Source organism: Bartonella sp. AC70YNML, from assembly GCF_042196545.1.
Lineage (GTDB): Bacteria > Pseudomonadota > Alphaproteobacteria > Rhizobiales > Rhizobiaceae > Bartonella.
The window spans coordinates 22,775-46,529 of the sequence record NZ_JBHIQK010000003.1; the positions used below are offsets into that span (position 1 = coordinate 22,775).

The 23,755-nt window shown below is 39.6% G+C and carries 13 protein-coding genes and 1 pseudogene; 7 read left to right on the forward strand and 7 right to left on the reverse strand.

The window, feature by feature from the left end:
- The first annotated feature begins 112 nt into the window (after nt 1-112).
- Both ACFIMU_RS03555 and ACFIMU_RS03560 read left to right on the forward strand, forming a co-directional pair.
- The gene (locus ACFIMU_RS03555; RefSeq protein ID WP_375696828.1) at nt 113-5,068 is read left to right on the forward strand and encodes a DEAD/DEAH box helicase; all 4,956 of its coding nucleotides are present in this window, start codon (nt 113-115) and stop codon (nt 5,066-5,068) included.
- 1,221 nt (nt 5,069-6,289) lie between these two features.
- On the forward strand, nt 6,290-6,427 hold the full coding sequence (locus ACFIMU_RS03560; RefSeq protein WP_375614523.1) for a hypothetical protein: 138 nt from the start codon (nt 6,290-6,292) through the stop codon (nt 6,425-6,427).
- Nucleotides 6,428-6,430: 3 nt separating this feature from the next.
- On the opposite strand, the gene ACFIMU_RS03565 is transcribed toward ACFIMU_RS03560, so the two are convergent.
- The 6 genes from ACFIMU_RS03565 to ACFIMU_RS03590 form a co-directional block, all read right to left on the reverse strand.
- Nucleotides 6,431-7,099 (reverse strand): YdcF family protein, encoded by a 669-nt coding sequence (locus tag ACFIMU_RS03565; protein WP_375606594.1) that lies wholly within the window; start codon nt 7,097-7,099, stop codon nt 6,431-6,433.
- 3 nt (nt 7,100-7,102) lie between these two features.
- Nucleotides 7,103-8,056, reverse strand: coding sequence for a cell division protein FtsX (locus tag ACFIMU_RS03570; RefSeq protein WP_375606593.1), 954 nt, complete (start codon nt 8,054-8,056; stop codon nt 7,103-7,105).
- Complete coding sequence (ftsE, locus tag ACFIMU_RS03575; RefSeq protein WP_273723097.1) at nt 8,049-8,708, reverse strand: cell division ATP-binding protein FtsE; 660 nt, start codon at nt 8,706-8,708, stop codon at nt 8,049-8,051. The genes ACFIMU_RS03570 and ftsE overlap by 8 nt, the downstream gene beginning before the upstream one ends.
- A gap of 532 nt (nt 8,709-9,240) precedes the next feature.
- Complete coding sequence (gene acs, locus ACFIMU_RS03580) at nt 9,241-11,184, reverse strand: acetate--CoA ligase (protein WP_375606592.1); 1,944 nt, start codon at nt 11,182-11,184, stop codon at nt 9,241-9,243.
- A 912-nt stretch (nt 11,185-12,096) separates the two neighbouring features.
- Nucleotides 12,097-12,390: a hypothetical protein gene (locus ACFIMU_RS03585; RefSeq protein WP_375609431.1), complete on the reverse strand. Its 294-nt coding sequence runs from the start codon at nt 12,388-12,390 to the stop codon at nt 12,097-12,099.
- A 1,098-nt stretch (nt 12,391-13,488) separates the two neighbouring features.
- Complete coding sequence (locus tag ACFIMU_RS03590; RefSeq protein WP_375606590.1) at nt 13,489-14,178, reverse strand: YggS family pyridoxal phosphate-dependent enzyme; 690 nt, start codon at nt 14,176-14,178, stop codon at nt 13,489-13,491.
- Between the two features lie 165 nt (nt 14,179-14,343).
- Between ACFIMU_RS03590 and leuS the strand changes: the two genes are divergently transcribed.
- Both leuS and ACFIMU_RS03600 read left to right on the forward strand, forming a co-directional pair.
- Nucleotides 14,344-16,986 (forward strand): leucine--tRNA ligase, encoded by a 2,643-nt coding sequence (gene leuS, locus ACFIMU_RS03595; protein ID WP_375609430.1) that lies wholly within the window; start codon nt 14,344-14,346, stop codon nt 16,984-16,986.
- Complete coding sequence (locus ACFIMU_RS03600; protein WP_375609429.1) at nt 16,973-17,569, forward strand: hypothetical protein; 597 nt, start codon at nt 16,973-16,975, stop codon at nt 17,567-17,569. The genes leuS and ACFIMU_RS03600 overlap by 14 nt, the downstream gene beginning before the upstream one ends.
- Here the strand turns inward: ACFIMU_RS03600 and fsa are convergent.
- Nucleotides 17,566-18,219, reverse strand: coding sequence for a fructose-6-phosphate aldolase (gene fsa, locus ACFIMU_RS03605; RefSeq protein WP_375609428.1), 654 nt, complete (start codon nt 18,217-18,219; stop codon nt 17,566-17,568). The two genes, ACFIMU_RS03600 and fsa, sit on opposite strands and share 4 nt — an antisense overlap.
- 466 nt (nt 18,220-18,685) lie before the next feature.
- Between fsa and ACFIMU_RS03610 the strand changes: the two genes are divergently transcribed.
- The 3 genes and pseudogenes from ACFIMU_RS03610 to ACFIMU_RS03620 all read left to right on the forward strand — a co-directional run.
- Entirely contained in the window at nt 18,686-19,021 is a 336-nt protein-coding gene (locus tag ACFIMU_RS03610; protein WP_375606586.1) for a hypothetical protein, read from the forward strand.
- A gap of 1,202 nt (nt 19,022-20,223) precedes the next feature.
- Nucleotides 20,224-22,431 (forward strand): primosomal protein N', encoded by a 2,208-nt coding sequence (locus tag ACFIMU_RS03615; RefSeq protein ID WP_375696849.1) that lies wholly within the window; start codon nt 20,224-20,226, stop codon nt 22,429-22,431.
- Nucleotides 22,432-22,560: 129 nt separating this feature from the next.
- A pseudogene (locus ACFIMU_RS03620) lies at nt 22,561-22,744 on the forward strand (hypothetical protein); the annotation flags it as partial.
- Between the last annotated feature and the right edge of the window lie 1,011 nt (nt 22,745-23,755).

The following is a 23,755-nucleotide window of genomic DNA, read 5'->3' on the forward strand; positions in this document are numbered from 1 at the left end:
TTTTAAAATCAAGCAATTTTAAGCTTTTTTTAAGTTTTTTGGGTAGAACAAGAGGCATTGACGAATTGGTTTAGATTCGATAGTTGAAGGTATTTTTCATTGGGGTGGAAGCATGACGCTGCAATCGCTTTTACAGACCTATCGTGATCAAGCGCGTACCGAACGAGATAAAGGAACGTATTTTGAGCGTTTTGCTCTTGCTTATCTGACACATGATCCTCTTCAGTTTGGGTGTTATGAAAAAGTTCAAACCTTTAAAGATTGGGCGCATGAAAATGGTTGGGATGGTCGGGATACTGGTATTGATCTTGTGGCAAAGATGCGTGATGAAGAGGGGTTTGCAGCAATCCAATGTAAATTTTATGATGCAGCATATCGAATTAGAAAAGCAGATATTGATAGTTTTATTTCGGCATCAGGAAAAGCTCCGTTCAAGCGGCGTGTTATTATAGATAGTACTGAACGTGCTTGGAGTGATAACGCTGAAATAATGATACGGGGGCAGGATATTCCTGTTATACGGATTAATCTTTCCGATATACAACAAAGTCCGATCCGTTGGGAAACTTTTGCAGCCCAGGGCAAAGTTGTTTTGGAGGATAAAAAGAAGCTGCGTCCACATCAGCTGGAGGCATTGCGTGATGTGCGTGCTGGGCTTGCTCAAGCAGATCGGGGTAAGCTCATTATGGCTTGTGGGACTGGTAAGACATTTACCAGTCTTAAAATTGCTGAGGATTTGGCAGGTGAAGGCAAGTTTGTTTTGTTTCTTGTTCCTTCTTTGGCGCTGATGTCACAGACGGTGCGTGAATGGACAACGGATGCAGGAATTGGATTGAGATCCTTTGCTGTCTGTTCTGATACACAAGTGGGAAAGCGTCGTAAAAATAGTGATGATGTTGCTGAAATTGATGTGTTTGATCTTGCTTTTCCGGCGACAACTAATGCGGCTAAACTTGCAGATCAGGTGGGGAAGAGTGTTGCAGATAAGATGACCGTTGTGTTTGCAACCTATCAATCCATTCAGGTGATTGCTGATGCTCAGAAAAACTATGGTTTGCCAACATTTGATCTTATCATTTGTGATGAAGCGCACCGTACAACAGGGGCAACGCTGGTGGGAGAGGATGAATCCAATTTTGTTAAGGTGCATTCCAATGATGTTATTCGCGCCAAGAAGCGCCTTTATATGACAGCGACACCACGTATTTTTGGTGATAACGCAAAAAGTCGCGCGAATGAAGTTAATGCTGTTCTTGCTTCGATGGATGATGAAAAGCTTTTTGGTAAAACACTTTTTTATCGGGGTTTTTCATGGGCAGTACAAAATGATCTTTTAACAGATTATAAGGTTATTGTCTTAGCAATGGATGAAAAATTGGTCAGTTCCGCTGTTCAGAAGCGCCTTAGTGATAGCGATTCTGAGCTTATTCTTGATGATGCAACGAAGATTATTGGCTGTTATAAGGCTTTGACAAAACAAAATATGAAGGCCGATGTTGGTACGGATTCATATCCTATGCATCGTGCTTTAGCGTTTTGTAAAACTATTCAAAGTTCTAAACTCGTTCGTGATGAGTTTTCTGCGGTTGTTAGAGAATATCTTGATTATACGAAAGAGGATACAGAAAATGAACATTTTCTGAAGTGTGAAATTGAGCATGTTGATGGCACTTTCAATGCAAAGGATCGTGGTGCATTACTTGATTGGCTGAAAGCTGATAGTGGGGATGATATTTGTCGTATTTTAACCAATGCAAGGTGTTTGTCTGAGGGGGTGGATGTTCCGGCTCTTGATGCGATCATGTTTTTAAATCCACGCAAGAGCCAGATTGATGTTGTGCAAGCGGTTGGGCGGGTGATGCGTCGCTCTGAGGGTAAAAAGATGGGATATGTCATTTTGCCAATTGGTATTCCTCTTGATACTCCAGCGGAACAGGCTTTGAACAACAATGATAAATATCGGGTTATCTGGCAAATTTTAAATGCTTTGCGTGCACATGATGATCGTTTTGATGCAACGATTAATAAGGCATCCCTCGGGCAAGATATTAGCAATGTGATTGAGATTATTGGTGTCACACAGAGCACTGAATTAAAGGCTATTACGGCTGTTGTAGACAATCTTCCACTACGCGCACAACCAGCACGATTGGGCATTGGTACAGCGGAGCGTGATGTCCTTTTTACAGATGAACAAGGGGAGCTTGCTTTCCCTGTGGATGAGATTTCGCGTGCCATCATGGCAAAGATTGTCAAAAAGTGTGGGACACGAGATTATTGGGAGGATTGGGCGAGCAATATTGCGGAAATTGCTAAGAATCATATTGCACGCTTAACAGGTATTCTGGCAAAGCCAGATACTGAGGCGCGTCAAGCCTTTGACAGGTTTGTGGCAGAACTGCGTGATGATTTAAATAATGCTGTTACAGAAGCTGATGCGATTGAGATGTTGGCACAGCATATTATTACGCGTCCTGTCTTTCAGGTGTTATTTGAGGGGTATCAGTTCACACGTGAGAACCCTGTCTCGTGTGCTATGCAGCGTATGCTTGATGTGCTTGATGAGGCGAATCTTGATAAGGAATCTAAAGATCTTGAGAAATTTTATGCAAGTGTAAAATTACGCGCCAGTGGCATTACGGATCCAAAAGCAAAACAGAGGTTGATTGTAGAGCTTTATGATAAGTTTTTTCGTTATGCTTTTCCACGCACTGTAGAAAAACTAGGCATTGTTTATACCCCCGTCGAGGTTGTGGATTTTATTTTGCACTCTGTCAATGATGTCTTAGAGCAAGAATTTGGGCAAACGCTTGGCTCATCGGGTGTGCACATCATGGATCCGTTTACGGGAACGGGTACTTTTATCACGCGGCTTTTACAATCAGGATTGATCACACCAGAGGAGATGAAGCACAAATTTTGTCATGAAATCCATGCCAATGAGATTGTTCTATTAGCCTATTATATTGCAGCCATTAATATTGAGACAACTTATCATGGTCTGATGGGGGGTGATTATATTCCGTTTGAGGGAATTTGTTTAACCGATACATTCCAGCTTTATGAGCAAGAAAAAGACCTGATCAGTGATTTGCTGGTGGATAACAGTACACGTCGGGCGCACCAGAAGGAACTGGATATTCGTGTTATTGTTGGCAATCCCCCTTATTCTTCGGGACAAAAAAGTGAAAATGACAATGCGCAGAATATTGGCTATCCTAAATTGGATCGTCACATTCGTGAAACCTATGCCGCTCAATCCAAAGCGAGCAATGTTAATGGGCTTTATGACAGTTATATTCGTGCCATTCGGTGGGCAAGTGATCGCATAAAAGATTGTGGTGTTATTGGTTTTGTAACTGGTTCTGGTTATGTTGAAAAATTAGCAATGGATGGTCTTAGAAAAAATTTGAATGAAGAATTTTCGCGCATTTATGTTCTCAATTTGCGGGGTGATATTCGTAAAAATATGTTGAGCAAAGGGCGTGCTCAAGAAGGGCAAAATGTTTTCGGAAGTGGAAGTATGACAGGAATTGCTGTGACCCTGTTTGTCAAAAATCCAAATGCCACGGGACCTTGTAAAATTTGTTATCATGATATTGGTGATAATCTCACGACAAAAGAGAAACTCCGTGAGCTTCAACGATTGGGTAGTGTTGGTGGTATCAAGCATGAACAGGGATGGCAGGTGATTATACCAGATGCGTATGGAGATTGGTTGGATCAACGCAACAGTGATTTTGAAAAATTTTTGATCTTAGGTGATAAGAAGGGCAGTGATAAAAAGCTTTTTGAAAATTTTTCTGGTGGGATACAAACTAGTCGTGATGCGTGGACATATAATTTTAGTCGTGAAGCTTTAGCAAAAAATATGAGCAATATGATTACTTTTTATAACAGTGAAGTAGAGCGTTTTAATAATGCCTACATACACGCTGATCGCAAGGCGCGTGCGAATGCCGTGAACGATTTTGTTGATACAGATACCCAAAAAATCAGTTGGAGTAGTAGCCTTAAAGAAGAATTGGTAAGAGGAAAGTTTTCTGAATTTGAAAGTAATTGCTTAGTTCAAAGTTTTTATCGTCCTTTTACACAACAATGGCTCTATTATAACCGTACTTTTAACCATAGAGTTTTACAAATGCCGCGTATATTTCCATTAGAAAAAGCGGTTGAAAATAAGGTAATACAAGTTACGGGCAGAGGAGCAAGGAGTGGTTTTTCTGTTCTTATGACTAAGAATTTACCCAGTTTGGATGCAATGGAGAAAAATCAATGTTTTCCACGGTATGTTTATGAAGATGCTGTGTCCTTGAAAAATAAGGAGGGGGATCAGGTTCATTTGTTTGCAAATTTTGTAGAGGAAAGCAAAAAAGCTGGTCTGCAGCGGCGTGATGCTCTTACGGATGAAGGATTGGCTTATTTTAAGGCAGCTTATCCTGGTGAAATGATAACAAAGGATGATTTGTTTTATTATGTTTATGGGATTTTGCATTCTGAAGATTATCGTGCTCGTTATGCGCATAATTTATCTAAACAATTGCCGCGTATTCCAACAGTTAAAAAGGTAGAGGATTTTTGGGCTTTTGTGACAGCGGGGCGCAAGCTTGGTAATTTGCATATGAATTATGAAGAGGTTGAACCCTATTCCGTTACCTACAAACAGGGTGATCCAAGAACTTGGGTGATTTCTGATGAGAAGAGTTTTTATCGTGTTGAGGCGATGAAATTTGCTGGTAAGCGTGGTGCTATTGATAAAAGCACTGTGGTTTATAATGCACATATCACGATGCAGAATATTCCTCTTGAAGCTTATGAGTATGTGGTCAATGGCAGGCCTGCTCTTGAATGGGTTATGGAGCGGCAGGTTGTCAAAACGGATAAAGCGAGCGGACTTGTTAATGATGCCAATCGCTATGCTGTTGAAACGGTGGGTAATCCAGCTTATCCATTGGAATTGTTTCAGCGGGTTATTACGGTAAGTTTAGAAACTATGAAAATTGTGCGCAGCCTTCCAAAATTGGAAGTGAGAGAAACTGAAAAGGTTAAATTATCCATTGTGCGGTAAAAAAGTGTTGAGTTGTCACAAACTGGCTCTCTTACACGCCTTAGCAGCTCGTGGGTATTGCGACAGCCCTTGGCACTTGAGACAAGTCCATAAGAGGCATGTCTTTCTTTTACAGTTTTACGCTGCGCAGGCTCTCTTCCTTTGTGATGTTCAAGTCCTGTGTGATGTGCAAGAAAATGGTTTTGATTGATTCAATAGAGAGCAGATTTGAAATGAGAGAATCTGATGATATTGAGAGCTCTCATTCAAGTTGTAGCGTAATAAATTTTCATTATAAATCAATATGTTATATGTGATAAAGCACCTTAGGCAGTGAGGTCGCTAAAATTATGACGCATGAGCTTTAGCGGCAGTGATGAATATTCTCAGGCAGGGTTTTCTTGTCGAGCTTTATGTGAGTAAACCATATAAATGGGGACGCTGAGAGGAACTTGTCCAGAGAAAGTGGATTGTTTACAAATCGTTGCTGATAGGAATCATCGTCCTTTGAGATGTTGAGAGGACATGACAATTTTCATGAAATCTGTCCTTTGAGGTGTTCTGATATTGAAGTGAGCAGGGAGAACGCGTTAGACAAGAATCTGGATTGTTATTGTTTACAGATCGATAGAGTTTAAAAATTTTCGTTCTTTTTTGGGGAGGAAACCAGACAAAAAGTGATCTTAGAGAGCGAAATGATTTATGCAAAATATATTGCTATAAAAAGTGTGGGATGTTCGTGGCAGTGTTCGTTTTGAACTTATTCCTATCTGTGATCTAAAATGCTTTTATGAAGACGCTTTGTAGAATGAAGAGATTGTTTTTAATATATTGATTTATAATGACTGTTTAACGTTCTCTCTCTTGAACAAGAATTCTAAGGATCATAAATTTTCTTACTTTTAGGCTTTTAAAATGACTGCCTTGCATGTCATATGAGGTTGGTATGTTCGTGTTTAAGAAAGGCGTAATGTATGCCTCTTACCAATCATCCCAAGAGGTTTAAGAGCAATCGTAATACTTGAGAGGCGGCAAAATATAGGGTGGGGCGGTTTGCATTTTTTATGAAGGGTAAGACAGTGGTATAAATAGATTTTTATGACAAGTCTGTAGATCCTATGGCTGTCTAGGGGCTCTATTTACAAGAGCTGTCTTCTATATTGGGGATGGCATTAGATAGATCACGTGTTGTGAGATCAAGTTTGGGATGTAAGAGATGTTTTTTGGTGAATGTGCAAGACAGTGACACGTGTATCGGGGCGTTGTGCTTTGTATGGGGAGAAGTTCTGGCGTGCTTTTATGGCGGTAATTCGTGTGGAAAGGTATGGAGAGAAGGGTAAAGCAGTCAGAGGGTGGCAAGGTTTAAAGTCACAAGAATAAAGGTCAGAAGGCGGTTCTGATATAGACTTGCAGTGTTTTAATATATTGGAATATGAGAATGCGGGCTTGCCTGATCTGTTGTATTGTGCTTTCAGCTTTGCTCTTCTTCACAGGATAAGCAATGAAATGGATATCAGGCATGAGATATTTAAGTTCACGCATCGAGCGCCACACATGGTAATCATGGGTGACGATATAAAGGGTTTTATAGTGATGCTTTTTGATCCAAGCGGCGCTTTCTTCGGCGTTTCCTCTGGTGTTAATCGCTTGATGCCCAATGTCAATACAACAGGAGATAAGCCGTGGGGTAATATGCATGTTATGCATGAAACTCTTCAGGTTGGTTGTGGTGTTTACACCACTGATGAGGAGTCGTGAACCAAGCCCCTTTTGTAAGAGATGAAGTCCTGTCTCTATTCGGTTTTCTCCGCCTGTAAGCACGATAATGGCATCCGCTTTGGGGAGAGGCGTTGGGGGGACAAGTCGTTCGGTTTTTTCAGAAAAAATAATAAAACCGCCCCAGAAAATGAAAACAGTGATTGCAAGAGTAAGGGTTGTTGGTGGAAAATAGCGAAATAAAAGCCATGGAGACCAACTATTATAGTGGGGCCGTTTTGGAAGAGGACGTTCTAAATTGTTTTGCGTCAATGAGTTGAAAGTGTTGTGAGTCATAAATTAAAATAAACCGTTTTCACATTGATCGATTTTTTTCAGTTGCGCTAAAATAGTCATGCGATTTGTAAGGGTGGTGAGAAAAGAAACGAAAATAATAAGCAGAGTGATTTTGCCATAAGGAACGGAACTTATGGAAATATGTCCTAATAAAGCCGTTATTTGGCTGGCTTCTGCTCTTCCCAAGTTATAATTTGTCCAGAGACAAAAGGCTGAAAACAGAAAGATGCTTGTGAAACCACCATATAAAGCACCGCGCAGTGCCGTTTTAAAAAAATGCCAATCAAATTGACGCGCAATGAAAAGGGTTTCAGTGCCAAGAAAATATAGCACATTAATAATATGGGTATTTTCTGCCAATGCATTGCGGGTGGCAAAAATGATGGTGAGGATTAGAGAGCCTAGAACCAATGCTAAAATTGAAAAACCGATAAAAACCGTGGTGTATGCCATGGTCGCAAAACGATGGACCCAAACACGGTGATCATCAAATTGACCGCCTGGAATTTGAGTTTTAATGGCATGATTGATGGCAGCAAAATTGATTTTTTCATCTCTTTTCAGAGTCACAATGATGAGGCGGGGAAGGGGAAGTTCATTGATATTGAAGCCTGTTCCAAGCCATGGCTCTAGTAATTTTTCTGTAGCTTTTTGGTCAACAATTTTTGCATCTTGTACACCAGAAAATGTTTTAACCAATTGTACGGCATCACGGAGTGCTTTGTTGATATCAACATTGTCAACGGGGCGTATTTGTATTGTTGCTTCATAGCTAATCTGATTACTCCAATTTTGGGCGGCATGTTGGACTAAATCAACACCGATTAAGGTGAGACTTGAGAGAAATGTCATAATTGCAATCACTGCAACCAGCGCTTTTCCAGAAATATTGCTACTGGGAATAATCGCTGTTGTGTTTTTTTTATTACTTGTAAAAATGGGGAAAGACTTATTCATGAATCGTCATCCGTCCATTATGGAGAAGCATACGCCGTGCTGCAACTTGTTCCATTAAGGCAATATCATGGGTGGCAATGATAACAGCTGTTCCAAAACGATTTAATTCAATAAACAAACGGAGTAGGCGTTTTGCCAAGGGGGGATCGACATTTCCTGTTGGTTCATCCGCAAGGAGGATTTCAGGCTGGTCAATGAGCGCGCGTGCAATGGCTACCCTTTGTTTTTCTCCGCCGGAAAGAACCGGTGGTAAAACATGAATGTGATCTCCCAGACCTACCCAACAGAGAAGATCTTCCACTTCACTGCGATAGGTTGCTTCTTCTTGTCCTTTTATGCGTAAAGGCAAGGAAACATTTTCATAAGTGGTCATGTGATCAAGGAGACGAAAATCTTGAAAAACTACACCGATACGTTGTCGTAGCGCAGGGAGCTCTTGTCGTTTGAGCAATGCTGTGTCTGTTCCAAAGAGATCAATATGACCGCGGGTGGGTTTGAGTGCCAAAAACATAAGACGCATCAGCGACGTTTTCCCTGCTCCAGAGGCACCTGTGAGAAATTGAAATGATCCAGGAGGAATATGAAAGCTAATATCACGAAGGACCTCAGGGCCCATTCCATAGCGTAGGCCGACATTTTCAAAATGAATCACTTTTTATTATTACTCCTGATTTTATATTGCATCATTTATTCTAAGAACTCTTACTTTCATTGCTTTAGATTTTTGTTGTAAGCTTGCTTATTTTAGATTTCATGGTTTTTAATATTTTTTATACACCCTCGTTATAGATAAATATTTTTGCTCAAGAATATTATCACTTATACTTTCTTTTTTTAGCTTTGTTTATGATTTTAGCAGGAATTTCAAAGTGATTCTAGCATAAACATCAGAACTATTTTTCCTTCTTACTCAGAGGTTTTTTTGCACTGAGTGGACATTGGGTGATTTTAAAAAGCTATATTGCTCTTTTTATCTTACTTTCTTATTCTTGTTCGTATCCCAATCCTCAGGTTTTGGCTTAAATTATTTCTTACCTCTCATGAAGAAAAGCGTTTGTTGTTAGAATGATTGAGCTTTTCATGAATTGTTTTGTTTTTTATTATCCTCGGTGGTTTTCGTAATAATGCTGAGATAATTTTAGCAAAAAACAAAAACCACCGTATGTTGTATTTCGTCGTGTTTTTTAGTTTTGTCGGTTGGCAATCAGATCTTCAACAACTTGTGGTTCGGCAAGGGTTGAAATATCTCCGAGAGTATCAAAATCGTTTTCAGCGATTTTTCGTAAAATACGTCTCATAATTTTCCCTGATCGTGTTTTGGGAAGCTGCGGAGCAAACTGAATTTTATCCAATATGGCAATAGAACCTATTTCTTGTCTCACATGCTTGATAAGGTCTTTTTGCAATTCTTCACTTGGCGCTGTTCCTTCCATGAGGGTCACAAAACTATAAATTCCTTGTCCTTTAATGGGATGCGGGTAACCCACAATAGCTGCTTCTGATACAGAGGGATGAGAAACAAGGGCTGATTCAATTTCAGCGGTTCCTAACCTGTGCCCCGAGACATTGAGTATGTCATCAACCCGTCCTGTGATCCAATAATAGCCGTCACTATCGCGCTTACAGCTATCGCCTGAAAAATATTTTCCTTTATAGGAGGAAAAATAAGTTTGAATAAAGCGTTCATGATTCTTATAAAGTGTGCGCATTTGTCCGGGCCATGAATCACTGATACAAAGATTGCCTTCTGCTTCACCTTCTAAAACATTGCCTTGGGCATCAACAATTTGGGGTTGAACACCAAAGAAAGGACGTGTGGCCGATCCTGCTTTGAGGGGGGTTGCACCGGGCAGGGGCGTGATCATATGCCCCCCTGTTTCTGTTTGCCACCATGTATCGAGAATCGGACAACGGTCATTTCCAATTATATGATAAAACCATTCCCATGCTTCTGGGTTAATAGGTTCTCCTACTGTGCCTAAAAGACGCAACGATGTTCTGTCTGAGTGTTCAACAAACGAATTTCCTGCTCCCATTAAGGCGCGGATAGCTGTTGGTGCGGTATAGAGTGTATTGACTTGATGCTTGTCGACAATTTCCCAGAATCTGCCTTTGTCAGGAAAGGTTGGTGTGCCTTCAAACATTAAAGTGGTCGCACCATTGCATAAAGGTCCATAAACCAAATAAGAATGACCGGTTATCCAACCAATATCAGCTGTGCACCAGTAAACTTCATCGGGGTGGTAATCAAAAACATATTGGTGAGTTATCGAGGCAAAAATAAGATAGCCTGCTGTGGTATGCAAAACACCTTTGGGTTTGCCGGTTGAGCCTGAAGTATAAAGAATAAAAAGTGGATCTTCAGCATTCATGGGTTCTGCTGGACAGTCTCTTTGGGTATGAGCTATCTCTTCGTGGTACCAAAAATCACGCCCCTCTACCCATTGAATGGGGCCACAAGTTCGCCGTATAACCATGACTTGGTCCACATGCACATTTTGGCGCGCGGCTATCTCAATGGCATGGTCAACGTTGTCTTTTAAGTTAATCCGTTTGCCGCCACGCAAGCCGTGATCAGCGGTAATCATAAAGGTTGATTCACAGTCAACAAGGCGTCCTGCTATTGCTTCAGCAGAAAAGCCTGCAAAGATAACCGAATGAATGGCTCCAATGCGGGCGCAGGCAAGCATGGCATAGGCTGCTTCGGGTATCATGGGGAGATAAATGGTTACTTTATCGCCTTTCTTAATGCCACGACTTTTCAAAAGATTAGCAAAACGACAAACGTGTTCATAAAGTTCGTTATAGGTTATTTTTTTATCATGATAAGGATTATCCCCTTCCCAAATGAGCGCGATTTTGTCTCCATGGGTTTTCAGGTGGCGATCAATGCAATTATAAGCTACATTTGTTATCCCATCTTCATACCATTGAATCGATACATCTCCGTTAAAAGAAGTGTTTTTTACTTTTGTAAAAGCTTTAAACCATTCAATGCGTTGACCATGTTTTGCCCAGAAGCTTTCTGGATCATCGATGCTTTCTCGATACCATTGTTGATAAGTTTCCTCATCGAGTAAAGTATTTTTTTTGATCTCTTCTGATATTGGATAAATTTTTTCGGTCATGTTTCCCTCATTTTATTGTTTAGAAAAATCTGCCTCTGTATTTTTGTATGGTTATATTTTGGCAGAGTTTTCCCAAAAGCTTTTCATTATGAGGTTAGACTAAATGACAAAGATTAGAATAGTCAATTTTTAAATCTGATACGTTTGTCTTTAAGAGAGTATTTTATGCTTTTAGGATATTCAAATATGGCAAAGGCTATTGCGGTATAGAGCTTTTTATAAAAGCATAAAGATATTAAAAACATACCCCTATAAAGGAGAGGGAATGAGAATGCTTTTTAAAAGAATAAATTTACTAAATATTAATATAAACCAAAATATCTACGCAAAAAATTAGAAATAAAGAACATAATAAATGACGATAATGCCATTATAATAGACAATCTCCAACCTACGCCATTGAATATTTTAAAAGAAATGGCAATTATAGGAGTAATTATAATTAACATGCAAAACATTCTTATAATTTCATAGTGAATATCCATTATAACAAAATCCTAGTTATAGTATGTGATATCAATAGATACCTCTGAAAATTATTTTTTCAGTGTACTTGGAACTCATCCAATAAATATTAATATAAACCGAAATATCTACACAAACTATCAAGAATAAAAAATACAATAACTGACAATGAGGCTATTTTTATAGATAGTTTCCAACTGTAGCCACCAATTTTTTTTAAACCAATAGCATATATAGGGATAACGACAATGAGAATGCAAAACAGTCTTATGATTTCATAAAGAATATTCATTATAACAAAATCCTGATTATAAGAGGTGATCCGCAATAGATATCCCTGAAAAATATTTTATCCATAGATGTAGATATTTAACTTTGGTATATTCTTTCAAGTATACTTACAAAACTATTAATTTCAGAGATATCTTTGTCGCTATTCTCTATAAATTAGAACCAACACTCACGACCTTTTTCTATAAAGCCCCAAGCAGCACCTCCTATGTATCTCAATGACAAAGCTCCCATTCCACCTGTAAATGCACCTACTGGTCCCCCAGTTATACCACCTTGAATTGCACCAACTACTCCTGCCGGAAATCCTACTTCGCTGCCACGTGCATTCATGTGAGACATAAAAGCACCAGGACTACATGCATTTCCATGAGTAGGTCTTGAATTGTGCGAATGACCAAAAGAAGGCTTTGTCGCCATATGACCGAATGTGTTGAATGAACCAAACATATTAATTCTCCTTAATTATCTAGGTCTAAAACAGTATCAAAATGATACATTTCAAATGGCTATCACACACTTTAGATTAGTATCAAATATAAATTTTAAAAATGTAAATAAAAATAATGTATAAATAATATCTATAATATGTATACATGAAATCTTCTTCTTAAGAAGATAATAATATTATTTACAATATTTTAAAATATAAGAAATATTCCCTGTTTTTCCTTAATTAAAGTTTAAAATCAGAAAAATTGCGCATATGAAAAGTTGAAGTTTTTCTATTTGTTTACGAGAAATATAAAGAGATATCGTTATTGAAATCTGCTTTGTTGCTATTGTTTTTCTTGCATGTATTATGCGCACATGCGTGGGATTCGTTCTTTTATTTTTCAGGCGGATATTGACTGTATTTTACGCTTTGTAGAGCATAGAAAGTCTCTATGCTATCGTTGACCTTATAGATTGCTATCATGTTGTTTAGCGCGGTTCTTGGTGCTCTATTGGGTATTTGAGATGTTTATTTTGCTCAAGTGGCTTACATGAAAGAGTTGTGTTACTGTATTATGCAGCCATAAGCTTTTTTTATCTACTTTACACCATTGGCATATGGGGAAATTGTGTGCGCGTGTTGGGGAAGTTAAGAGAATTCGTGGTTTTTAATGGAGATCATTGCGATGATCTTATTAAATATTCTTTTGTAATTATTTATTTCGCGACAGTTTTTTCATTCATGCGCAACGCCCCTCTTATCATTTTGCCTTTATATAAGGATTTATTTTTTACGTTGCTTTTGCTGGAGAGGCGGTCAGAGGGGAGTAAAGTAGAGCTAATGTGCGAGAATATGAGAGCCAAATTGTAACGCTATCTTGAAGCTATTGTATGTGTTGTGGATGTGCCGGTAAGAAATTTGAGAAGACCAGCTTTTTTGCTTATTTTGCTAACAGGATGAAAGAGGGACTGGAATCTTTTTTGCTAGAATTGCTCTTTTATTGATATTGAAGGAAATATTTTTTCTCATTTCTGCTGTTTTGGGCTTGTTCGTAGAATTTTCAATGGGAATTTATATGAAGGGGGAATGAATTTATATGAGAGGGAATTGCTTTACACAGGGCGTTTTCCAAATAAAGCAGAGCCAATGCGAAGGACGTTAGAGTCAAACTGTAGAGCGGTTTTGAAGTCACTGGACATACCCATGGAAAGCTTTGGAAGACCTGCTTGTTTTGCTAATTTTGCTAAGAGCGCGAAATAGGGGCCGGGGTTTTCATCGACAGGGGGAATGCCCATAAGTCCGATGATATCAAGTCCATAGTTGTTTTTGCATTGGTTGACAAAAGATATAGCTTCTTGTGGTGCGATACCACTTTTTTGCGGTTCTAAGCCAATGTTAACCTGAACATAGCAGGGAAGATGCCTTTTTTGCTTTTGCATTTCCTCCATCAAAACTTTGGCTATTTTTGCACGATCAACCGTTTGAATGACATCAAAAATCTTTACAGCTTCAGCAGCTTTATTGGACTGTAGGGGGCCGATGAGATGAAGTTTAATATTTTCAAATTGTTGACGTAAAGCAGGCCATTTTTGTGCTGCTTCTTGTACACGGTTTTCTGCAAACAAAGATTGTCCTGCTTGCAAAAGGGGTCGTATATCAATAGCAGAAACAGTTTTTGAAACAGCGATAAGTTCAATTTCTTCTACAGGGCGTTGTAACTCTTGGCATATTGCTGCAATATCTTTTTGAAGGTTTTGCCATGATTCAATGGAAGGGGCATCAAGGGGAGTTTGTATCTTCATATGTTTGTGCTTTATCGTTGTTGTTCAAGAGTTGGTCGTTTTTTTTAAAGTTTTATAAAATACTTAGGGAAATATTTCACGAAAATGTTGACGATGAGGTTAATCCATGATCAAGCATAATAAAACAAGTTTTTGGTTCTGTTTTATTAAAAGAGTATAATGGGAATGACGATTGAGCATTATAAGATAGGTGAACGCTATAATCCACGTGCGAGAGAAAAAAAATGGCAAGAAATTTGGGATGAAAAGAAAATTTTTCAGACTGTCCAAGAAGATGCTCGTGAAAAATATTATGTTTTAGAGATGTTTCCTTACCCTTCTGGCCGTATTCACATGGGGCATGTGCGCAATTATGCCATGGGAGATGTGGTTGCACGCTATAAACGCGCAAAGGGGTTTAATGTGCTTCATCCCATGGGGTGGGACGCTTTTGGGATGCCGGCTGAAAATGCTGCTATGCAAAATAAAGTGCATCCTAAAACTTGGACTTATCAAAATATTGCGGTCATGCGCGGGCAATTAAAACAATTAGGGCTCTCACTCGATTGGGCGCGTGAATTTGCAACTTGTGATGTGGAATATTACCACCGCCAACAAATGTTGTTCCTTGATTTATATCAAAAGGGGTTGGTAGCACGTAAAGTGGCTAAGGTGAATTGGGACCCTGTTGATCATACTGTTTTGGCCAATGAACAGGTTGTTGATGGACGGGGATGGCGTTCTGGTGCGTTGGTGGAACAACGTGAGTTGACCCAGTGGTTTTTCAAAATTAGCGACTTTAGTGAAGATCTCTTGGCTGGGCTTGAAGAGCTGAACCAATGGCCTGAAAAAGTTCGCACCATGCAAAAAAATTGGATTGGAAAATCACAAGGTTTGCTGATTCGTTGGGCTTTAAAGTCGACAGGTGATGCTGGTGATGTTTGTGAAAAATTTGATGAGGTTGTTTGTTATTCAACGCGCCCTGATACACTTTTTGGTGCTTCCTTTTTAGCGCTGTCTGTTGATCATCCTATTGCACAAGCTTTGGCAAAAAAAGACAAAGCGTTGAGTGATTTTATTGAAAATTGTCGGTGTGGTGGAACGACAACGGCAGCTCTTGAAACAGCTGAAAAACAAGGGTTTCTCACGCCCCTTTTGGCTGTTCATCCTTTCGATTCAACGGTGCATATTCCCGTTTATATCGCTAATTTTGTGCTTATGGACTATGGAACAGGGGTTGTTTTTGGTTGTCCTGCTCATGATCAGAGAGATTTCGATTTTGCGTGTAAATATGACCTTCCAATAAAACCGGTGGTTTTGCCTTTAGGAGTTGAGAAAGAAGATTTTGTCACACCTGAAGCGCCTTATGTTGGTGATGGGGTGATGATTAATTCTAGATTTTTGGATGGTTTAACACCCCAACAAGCCTTTGAAGAAGCAGCCAAAAGGCTTGAGAAACAAATGTTCAATGGGCAACCGCAAGGGAAGAAAACAGTGCAATTTCGTTTGCGTGATTGGGGGATTTCACGGCAACGTTATTGGGGGTGCCCCATTCCCATGATCCATTGTACAACTTGTGGGGTTGTTCCTGTTCCGCGTGCTGATTTGCCGGTTGTATTACCTGATGATATTACTTTTGATCAACCAGGAAATCCTCTTGCGCGGCATGAAACATGGCAGAATGTTGCTTGCCCGATCTGTGGTCAACCTGCCAAACGTGAAACCGATACCATGGATACATTTGTTGACTCTTCTTGGTATTATGCACGCTTTACGGCTCCTTTTGCATCAGAACCGGTTGACAAACACGCAACCGCTGAATGGTTGCCTGTGCAACAATATATTGGTGGAATTGAGCACGCGATTTTGCATCTTCTTTATGCGCGCTTTTTTATGCGTGCCATGAAATTGTTAGGTTATGTGACGGTTGATGAGCCTTTTAAGGGGCTTTTTACGCAAGGGATGGTGGTGCATGAAACCTATAGGGATGAACAGGGTTGGGTTTCTCCAGCAGAAATTTCGATTGTTGAAAAAGATGGAAAGCGTCAGGCTTATAAATTAACCGATCAAAGTGAAGTGACGATTGGTTTGATTGAGAAGATGTCTAAATCAAAAAAGAATGTTGTTGATCCTGACGATATTATTGCATCTTATGGTGCTGATACTGTGCGCTGGTTTGTGTTGTCAGATTCTCCCCCCGAGCGGGATGTTATCTGGACAGAATCTGGTGTTGAAGGGGCTCATCGCTTTGTCCAGCGTGTTTGGCGCCATGTGGCTTTGAGTGCTTCTGTTTTAAAGGATATATCCCCTTGTGCAGGGCATCAGGGAGCGGCTTTGGAACTCTCAAAAGCAGCCCATCGTACGCTCTATGCTGTAGAAGATGATTTGGAAAAATTCGCTTTTAATCGGGCTATTGCACGCCTTTATGAATTCTTGAATATTATGGCACCGTTGTTAAATAGGATAGAAAGTGTTGACGATGAAATGAAAGCTTCTTTACGTCAAGCTATGGATTTTTTTCTTGCCATGATTGCACCAATGATGCCTCATTTAGCAGAGGAATGTCATGCGGCTTTAGGGGAAGAGACTTTAATGTCTACGCTTGCTTGGCCTGTTTATGATCCTGCATTAATCGTTGAAGAAAGCTATACTTTGCCGGTGCAAATTAATGGTAAAAAACGTGGTGAGGTGACTGTTGCAGCAACAGCGAGTGAGACGATGATTAAAGAAGCGGTTTTAGCTTTAGATTTCGTACAGGCGCAGCTGATTGAAAAGCCCGTGAAAAAAATCATTGTTGTTCCAAAAAGGATTGTGAATGTCGTTCTTTAAAAGTTTTCTGCTTGTCGTTTTAGCTGGTGTATTCACACTGTTGTGTGGATGCAAAGTTGAGCCGCTTTACCGTCAGGAGTCGCAGAGTTCAATGGCGATGAATTCTGCTTCTTATGGGAATTCTTCTTCTGGGCAAGCTTCTTTGGGGCTTGCGCAAAAGCTCGCCTCTATTGTTGTGGAAGAACCTTCAGATCGTTTTGGTCAAATGGTGCGCAATCATTTACTGTTTCTTTTGTATGGGAATGGGGGTAAATCTTCTCTACCGGCTTATCGATTAGCATTGCAGACATCCGTATTTACAAGAGAATCGATGCAGATAGAGGTTGATTATGATAGAAAGAGAGAGGGACGACCTTCTGTTGGAACTGTTATGAGCAGAGCTTCTTATACTTTGCAGGATATGAAAAATATGCCTGTTGCAAAAGGAACAGCAATGATGAATGCATCTTTTGAACGCCTTCGTCAAGAATATGCAACGATGCAAGCAGAAGAAGATGCAAAAAAACGTGTCGCGGAAGAGTTGGCTGAACAGATCTTTTTGTTACTTTCAAAAGATCTTTCCAATAAAACTTCTAGCCATTAAACAATATTTTGTCCTGTTTTTTTCCAGTCGTCGAGGAATATTTGCAACCCTTTATCGGTGAGAGGATGTTTGACCAGGGCTTTTAAGACTGTTGGTGGAACTGTTGCAACGTTAGCACCGCTTAGTGCTGCTTCTTTGACATGATTAACGGTGCGGATTGAAGCGGCTAAGATTTGTGTTTCAAAGTTATAGTTATCATAAATTGTGCGTATTTCATGAAGCAGTTCACTTCCATTATTTCCGCAATCATCAAGTCTCCCAATAAAAGGTGAAACGAATGTCGCGCCTGCTTTTGCTGCTAATAAGGCTTGATTGGCAGAAAAACAAAGGGTGAGATTTGTTTTTAGTCCTGCTGCTGTGAGGGCTTTACAGGCTTTTAATCCATCAAGTGTTAAAGGAAGCTTGATACAAATATTGTCGGCAATCTTTGCTAAAACAGCCGCTTCTTTCATCATGTCTTCAAATTGAGTTGCTGCAACTTCAGCAGAAACAGGTCCGCTAACGAGAGCACAAATTTCTTTTGTAACATCAAGAATATTGCGTCCTGATTTTAGGATAAGAGAGGGATTGGTGGTAACACCATCAACAAGGCTTAAATTCTGTAACTCTTGAATTTCTTCGATATTGGCGCTATCCACAAAAAACTTCATATCTAACCTCTTCTTTTTAGCTTTTATCCTATTTTTTGTTATGCGCTATTGTTGACGGCAAAAGCAAGAGAAAGAATTAATATCTGTGTAAAGAACAAGAATGCTATGATGTTAATCATATACTCGTTTTCGGTAAAGAAATACGATTTATCGTTTTCACACCCATTTCATAGCGTTGCTCGTAATAAGGTATAGAATTCATTGCGTACCAACATTTTTGTGTAGCGGTATTTTTATACTTATGAAAATAGGCTAGCATTATCACACACTTCGCTCATTTCTTATTTGCGATTGCTCTTTATATTTGAGTGTGCATCATAAGATATCTTCGGTACGTTTAACCTTATTTTTGATGAAAGCGAATGGATTCATTGTGTCGTAATAAAACACCATTGAAGAAGGCATGTAAAATTTTACGCATTAAGTATTTTATATGGTCAACATATTGATTTATAATGATAAATAATTGTTTAACTTGAATTATAACGCCAAAGACAGAAAGATTTTCTCATCACGTATTTTGCTTTATATTGAATCAATTAAAATCACTTGTTTGCACGTCATAAGAGGGGCAGGAATGTGGGGAATAAGTATTTCAGAAAGTACTCAAGATGCTTCTTATGAATTGTTTCAAGTGCTAAGGGGGGGCAACATTCATGAGCTGGCAAGGTATGTGATGGTGCTGGTTTACTCCTTTGTGAAGCGTAAAGATGGTGGTGATCAGTGGATTTATCATTATACCATTCATGGTTTGCGTTGCGAAAAGGGCGTGGATTTGTATGAGAGTTTGATAAATATTTAGAGAAAGGAGCTGTATCTTATAAATTAGCTTACTTTAGGAGGGAGATATGAATCACATAAAGAGGTTGTAAGTCCGTTTAGGAAGCAGGATTATTTACAAAACATTATGTACAGGACATTATTTATAGATCGGCGAGGTTAAAAATCTTCATTTTTGAAATGTGGCGAGGACCCTCAATGACTTATGATCATTGGAAGTTCCATAAGATGATGAGAAAAATGGGCTAAAATAGCGTTTAATGTCTTAGAAATTTCATTGGAAAGATCTTTTGACAATAAAAATCTGTATAAACAATTTTTTAACCCTATACTTTTGTACTGCATTGCATTGATTCATAAAGATAATTCACTTTTTGTATGTTGAATGAGAACGCCGAATATCGTAGATTCTCTCATTCTAAACCTGTTTGATGTTGAATCAATAAAAATCATTTTCTTGCAGGTGACAAACGGGAAAAGCCGTGGAGAGTGAAACTGTCCAAGAAAGAAGAGAAAATACCTTTTATGAATCATTTTAAGTGCCAAGGGGCTTGTTGGCAACATCCACGAGCTGGCAAGGTGTGTGTTGGTACCGGCTTATTGCTTGTATTGTTGTTGCGTAGTTTCAACTAGGTTGAAAAATGTACGCATTGTTTCCACGCTTTGGCATGAAGCAAGACAAATATTGCCAAGACAAATATTGCGATGGTTTTGCGCACTATTATCCCACCGGCACTCAAAAACATGGCGTACTCTCTCATTAATAAAGATTTACAAATGTTCCTCGATGGGTTTGAAATGAGAAAAATTTATCGTATTGAGGGGTTTTCATTCAACATACAAAAAGTGAATTATCTTTATGAATCAGTTTATTGAGGATTAAATTGAAACATGAGGCGCAAAAAAAATAAAAGTTTTTGTGTTAAGAATAAGTTGCACTATGGGATAGTGTTGTGGAGGGGGATACTTACGATATCATGTTGAATGTTTATAGTGATGGGCTTTATTTGCACTGGAGAATGGCGCTGTTTTTTTTGCTATAGAGGATGAGATTGGTTTTTTGTTGGTGCTTTGATGATGGGATGAGTGTTTAAAAGAATTTTTGTGAGAAAAGTGCTGTGATAGGAGGGAAAGATTGAATCCCGCAATGAATTTTAATTAAGAGTATTTAAAGATAACGTATAGACCTGTTGGTGCTAGAGGGGTTGTAGATTGGTTAAAAAGATGAATTCAAACATGATGGAGGAAAAGATTGTATCCGTATTGGTTCCTCTTCCTGTTGCTCACCCTTATAGTTATAAAGTTCCATCTTCTATGGAGGTAAACGTTGGGTCTTTTGTTCGGGTTCCGGTGATGGGGCGTGAACTTTGCGGTTTTGTTGTGGACGTTGAAGAAAAGAGAGCCGATGGGCAAGGGGCTGCACCTGTGGCGCGTGAAAAATTACGCTTTCTTCTTCATGTTTTTGATTGCCCCCCATTAAAGGCAGAAATGATCACATTTTTGCGTTTTGTTAGTCGCTATACAATGGCACCTTTTGGTCTTGTTGCACGATTGGTTTTGTCTGTACCGGCTGCTTTAGAGCCGGAAGCGCAGATGCTGGGTTTGCGATATTGTGGTGGCAATGTAGAACGTCTCACACCAGCGCGATCACGGATTTTGGAATTGGTGCGTGATGAGAAGATATGGACACGTTCTGGTCTGGCACATGCGGCTGGAACTTCGGTTTCTGTTGTTGAAGGTTTAAAAGCTCTAGGAGTTTTCGAAGATGTTATGGTTCCTGCTCCTGACCTTGTGGAAATGCCTGATCCTGATTTTTGTCCTCCTCAGTTGCAGGGAGCGCAAAATGAAGCAGCAACAGTATTGCGGGAAGGTGTTTTATCTTCTCAGTTTCAAGTTTTTTTGCTTGATGGTGTGACTGGATCTGGAAAGACAGAAGTTTATTTTGAAGCGGTTGCTCAAGCCTTCAAAGGCGATAAGCAGGTTTTAATTTTATTGCCGGAAATTGCTTTAACTCAGCAGTTTTTAGATCGTTTTTATGCGCGCTTTGGCGCTGCGGCAGCAGAATGGCATTCTGATTTGACGCCACGTCGTAGAGAACGCGTCTGGCGGCAAGTCGCAGAAGGGCGGGTGCGTGTTGTGGCTGGGGCTCGTTCGGCGCTTTTTCTTCCCTTTCCTAAGCTTGGCTTAATTGTTGTCGATGAAGAACATGATAGCGCTTATAAACAAGAAGAGCGCATTTTTTATCATGCGCGTGATATGGCAGTTGCTCGGGGCTCTTTTGAGCATTTTCCTGTTATTTTATCCTCAGCCACACCGTCGATTGAAAGCCAAGCCAATGTTTTAAAAGGGCGTTATCAAAAGGTGCATTTACCATCCCGTTTTAAAGAAGTCGCACTTCCACAGTTGCGGGTGGTTGATATGCGTCAAGGAGGGGTGCAAAAGGGGCGCTTTATTTCCTTTGCTCTTGAAAGAGCTTTAAAACAAACGCTTGATAAGGGTGAACAAGCTCTTCTTTTTCTTAATCGCCGTGGTTATGCACCTTTAACTTTATGCCGAATTTGCGGACATCGTTTTCATTGTAACGATTGTTCAAGTTGGTTGGTAGAACATCGCGCGCAAGGGCAACTGAAATGTCATCATTGTGGATATCATGAACCACTTCCTGAAGCCTGTCCTGAATGCGGAACCTTAGATCATCTTGTGGCTTGCGGACCGGGTGTGGAAAGAATTGCCGAAGAAACACAGATGCTTTTTCCTCAAGCGCGATCATTGATCCTTTCAACAGATCTTAAAGGGGGAATTGGGCAGTTGCGAAGCGAATTGCAAGCCATTGCCAATGGCGATGTAGACATTATTATTGGAACACAGCTGGTCGCTAAAGGACATCATTTTCCCAAGCTCTCTCTGGTTGGTGTTATTGATGCTGATCTTGGTCTTGCCAATGGCGATTTACGCGCAAGTGAACGTACCTATCAGCTGCTTTCTCAAGTTACCGGAAGAGCAGGGCGTGTGGGATTGAAGAGTTTAGGATTATTGCAAACCTATCAACCAGATCATCCGGTCATCAAAGCCTTACTTGCATGCCAGCCAGAAGATTTTTACACACGTGAGATTGCAGCACGTCAGCATTATCATTTGCCCCCCTATGGGCGGCTTGCCTCTTTGATTGTGTCGGCACAACAGCGCCAAGCAGCAGAACATTATGCGCGCGCATTGCGTCAAGCAGCACCACGGGAAAAAAATATCTCTGTTATGGGACCAGCAGAAGCGCCTTTGGCTTTGGTTCGGGGGCGTTATCGTTTTCGGCTTTTGCTGAAAGGACAGCGCTCTTTTGATATACAAGGGTTTATACGTGTAATGCTTAGTAGTATACCCAAAATGCCCAGTTCCGTTCGGGTTCAAATTGATATTGATCCGCAAAGCTTTTTCTAAAACCAGTATCGCATAAAGCGAAGGTCTTTTTGCTTAAGGTGCTTTACTTGAACTCTTCTTATTATTCAGAATAAGCATCCAAGCAGCAAAATATGATATATGTACATTGCATTAAGCAGCGCCACGGGAAAAAATATCTCTGTTATGGGACCAGCAGAAGCGCCTTTGGCTCTGGTTCGGGGGCGTTATCGTTTTCAGTTTTTGCTGCTTTTTTTATTTTAGGGGCAATATTCTTTGTATAAGGGGACAATGCTTAGCGGTATACTCCAAAATGCTCAGTTCTATTCTGGTTCAAATTGATATCGATCCATAAAGCTTTTTCTAAAGTCTGCGCAATATTAAAATGAAGGGTGTGGATTTAAGAAGATCGTGTTTTTGATGTTGTTTGACAGTCAAATCTCATACAGCAGCATGTAACAGAAAATAAAATGTTTTTGTACTGTACGAGTCGTTTTGATGTTATACCCAATTAGAGTGAAAAATATTATATCTGCTTTATTTATCTTTGATGAGAACACAGATTCATTTTGGAGCGTAAAGGTAAAAATGAGCGTCTATCGTTACCATCTTTTTATTTGATTTTATCGTTTTAAAAGCGTTCATAGCAATATTTTTTTCATGGAGCTGTTCCAGTTCTTCACGCTTTTATTACCCTCATTTTTTAATGGGGTTGCGTTTTTCATGCAAAGCAGAGCAACCAAAACAGAATATTATTGTATTGTTACATTTCTTGTTTAAGTAAGTGTTTCTCAGTACGCTCGAATTCATTTTACGATGTTATCCGTGAATAATATAATGTAAGGGCTTTCATGAATGCAGAAGCCGTTAGGGAGTACCACCTTTATTTTATAAAGTACCGGTTGGCACCATTATATTATTTTAGCTCTTAATCTTACGAAAGCTCTTAGTCCTTGAGAGCGTTTATAAGAGATGTTTTTTCTTTAATCATTTTATCCATCTTCCTTACTTGTAATGGAGCAAGAGAATGATTTTGATCAAAGGATTTGAAATGAGAGAATCTTACGATGTTGGGGAGTATTCAGTATGAAGAAAGAAGCATTATCATTATAAATCAATGCATTGTATATTTAAGTTGTATATTTAAAAAGTGTTTTTAAAAGGAAATAATTTGGTGAAATGTTTTCAGAAGCGTGGGTATTTGAAGAAAAAAGATCAAATTTTTCTTAATTTTAAGAGGGATATCCGTTATTTTTTCTTGCTTATGAGTTTGAAATAACACATTTTTTCAGTCGCAGTCGCAGTCGCAGTCGCAGTCGCAGTCGCAGTCGCAGTCGCAGTCGCAGTCGCAGTCGCAGTCGCAGTC

What these genes read in the sequence shown, in the direction of transcription:
- leuS (WP_375609430.1), top strand. Translation starts at nt 14,344, where the DNA reads ATGACGATTGAGCATTATAAGATAGGTGAACGCTATAATCCACGTGCG.
- ACFIMU_RS03565 (WP_375606594.1), bottom strand. Translation starts at nt 7,099, where the DNA reads ATGACTCACAACACTTTCAACTCATTGACGCAAAACAATTTAGAACGT.
- acs (WP_375606592.1), bottom strand. Translation starts at nt 11,184, where the DNA reads ATGACCGAAAAAATTTATCCAATATCAGAAGAGATCAAAAAAAATACT.
- ACFIMU_RS03570 (WP_375606593.1), bottom strand. Translation starts at nt 8,056, where the DNA reads ATGAATAAGTCTTTCCCCATTTTTACAAGTAATAAAAAAAACACAACA.
- fsa (WP_375609428.1), bottom strand. Translation starts at nt 18,219, where the DNA reads ATGAAGTTTTTTGTGGATAGCGCCAATATCGAAGAAATTCAAGAGTTA.
- ACFIMU_RS03585 (WP_375609431.1), bottom strand. Translation starts at nt 12,390, where the DNA reads ATGTTTGGTTCATTCAACACATTCGGTCATATGGCGACAAAGCCTTCT.
- ACFIMU_RS03600 (WP_375609429.1), top strand. Translation starts at nt 16,973, where the DNA reads ATGTCGTTCTTTAAAAGTTTTCTGCTTGTCGTTTTAGCTGGTGTATTC.
- ACFIMU_RS03615 (WP_375696849.1), top strand. Translation starts at nt 20,224, where the DNA reads ATGAATTCAAACATGATGGAGGAAAAGATTGTATCCGTATTGGTTCCT.
- ACFIMU_RS03590 (WP_375606590.1), bottom strand. Translation starts at nt 14,178, where the DNA reads ATGAAGATACAAACTCCCCTTGATGCCCCTTCCATTGAATCATGGCAA.
- ACFIMU_RS03555 (WP_375696828.1), top strand. Translation starts at nt 113, where the DNA reads ATGACGCTGCAATCGCTTTTACAGACCTATCGTGATCAAGCGCGTACC.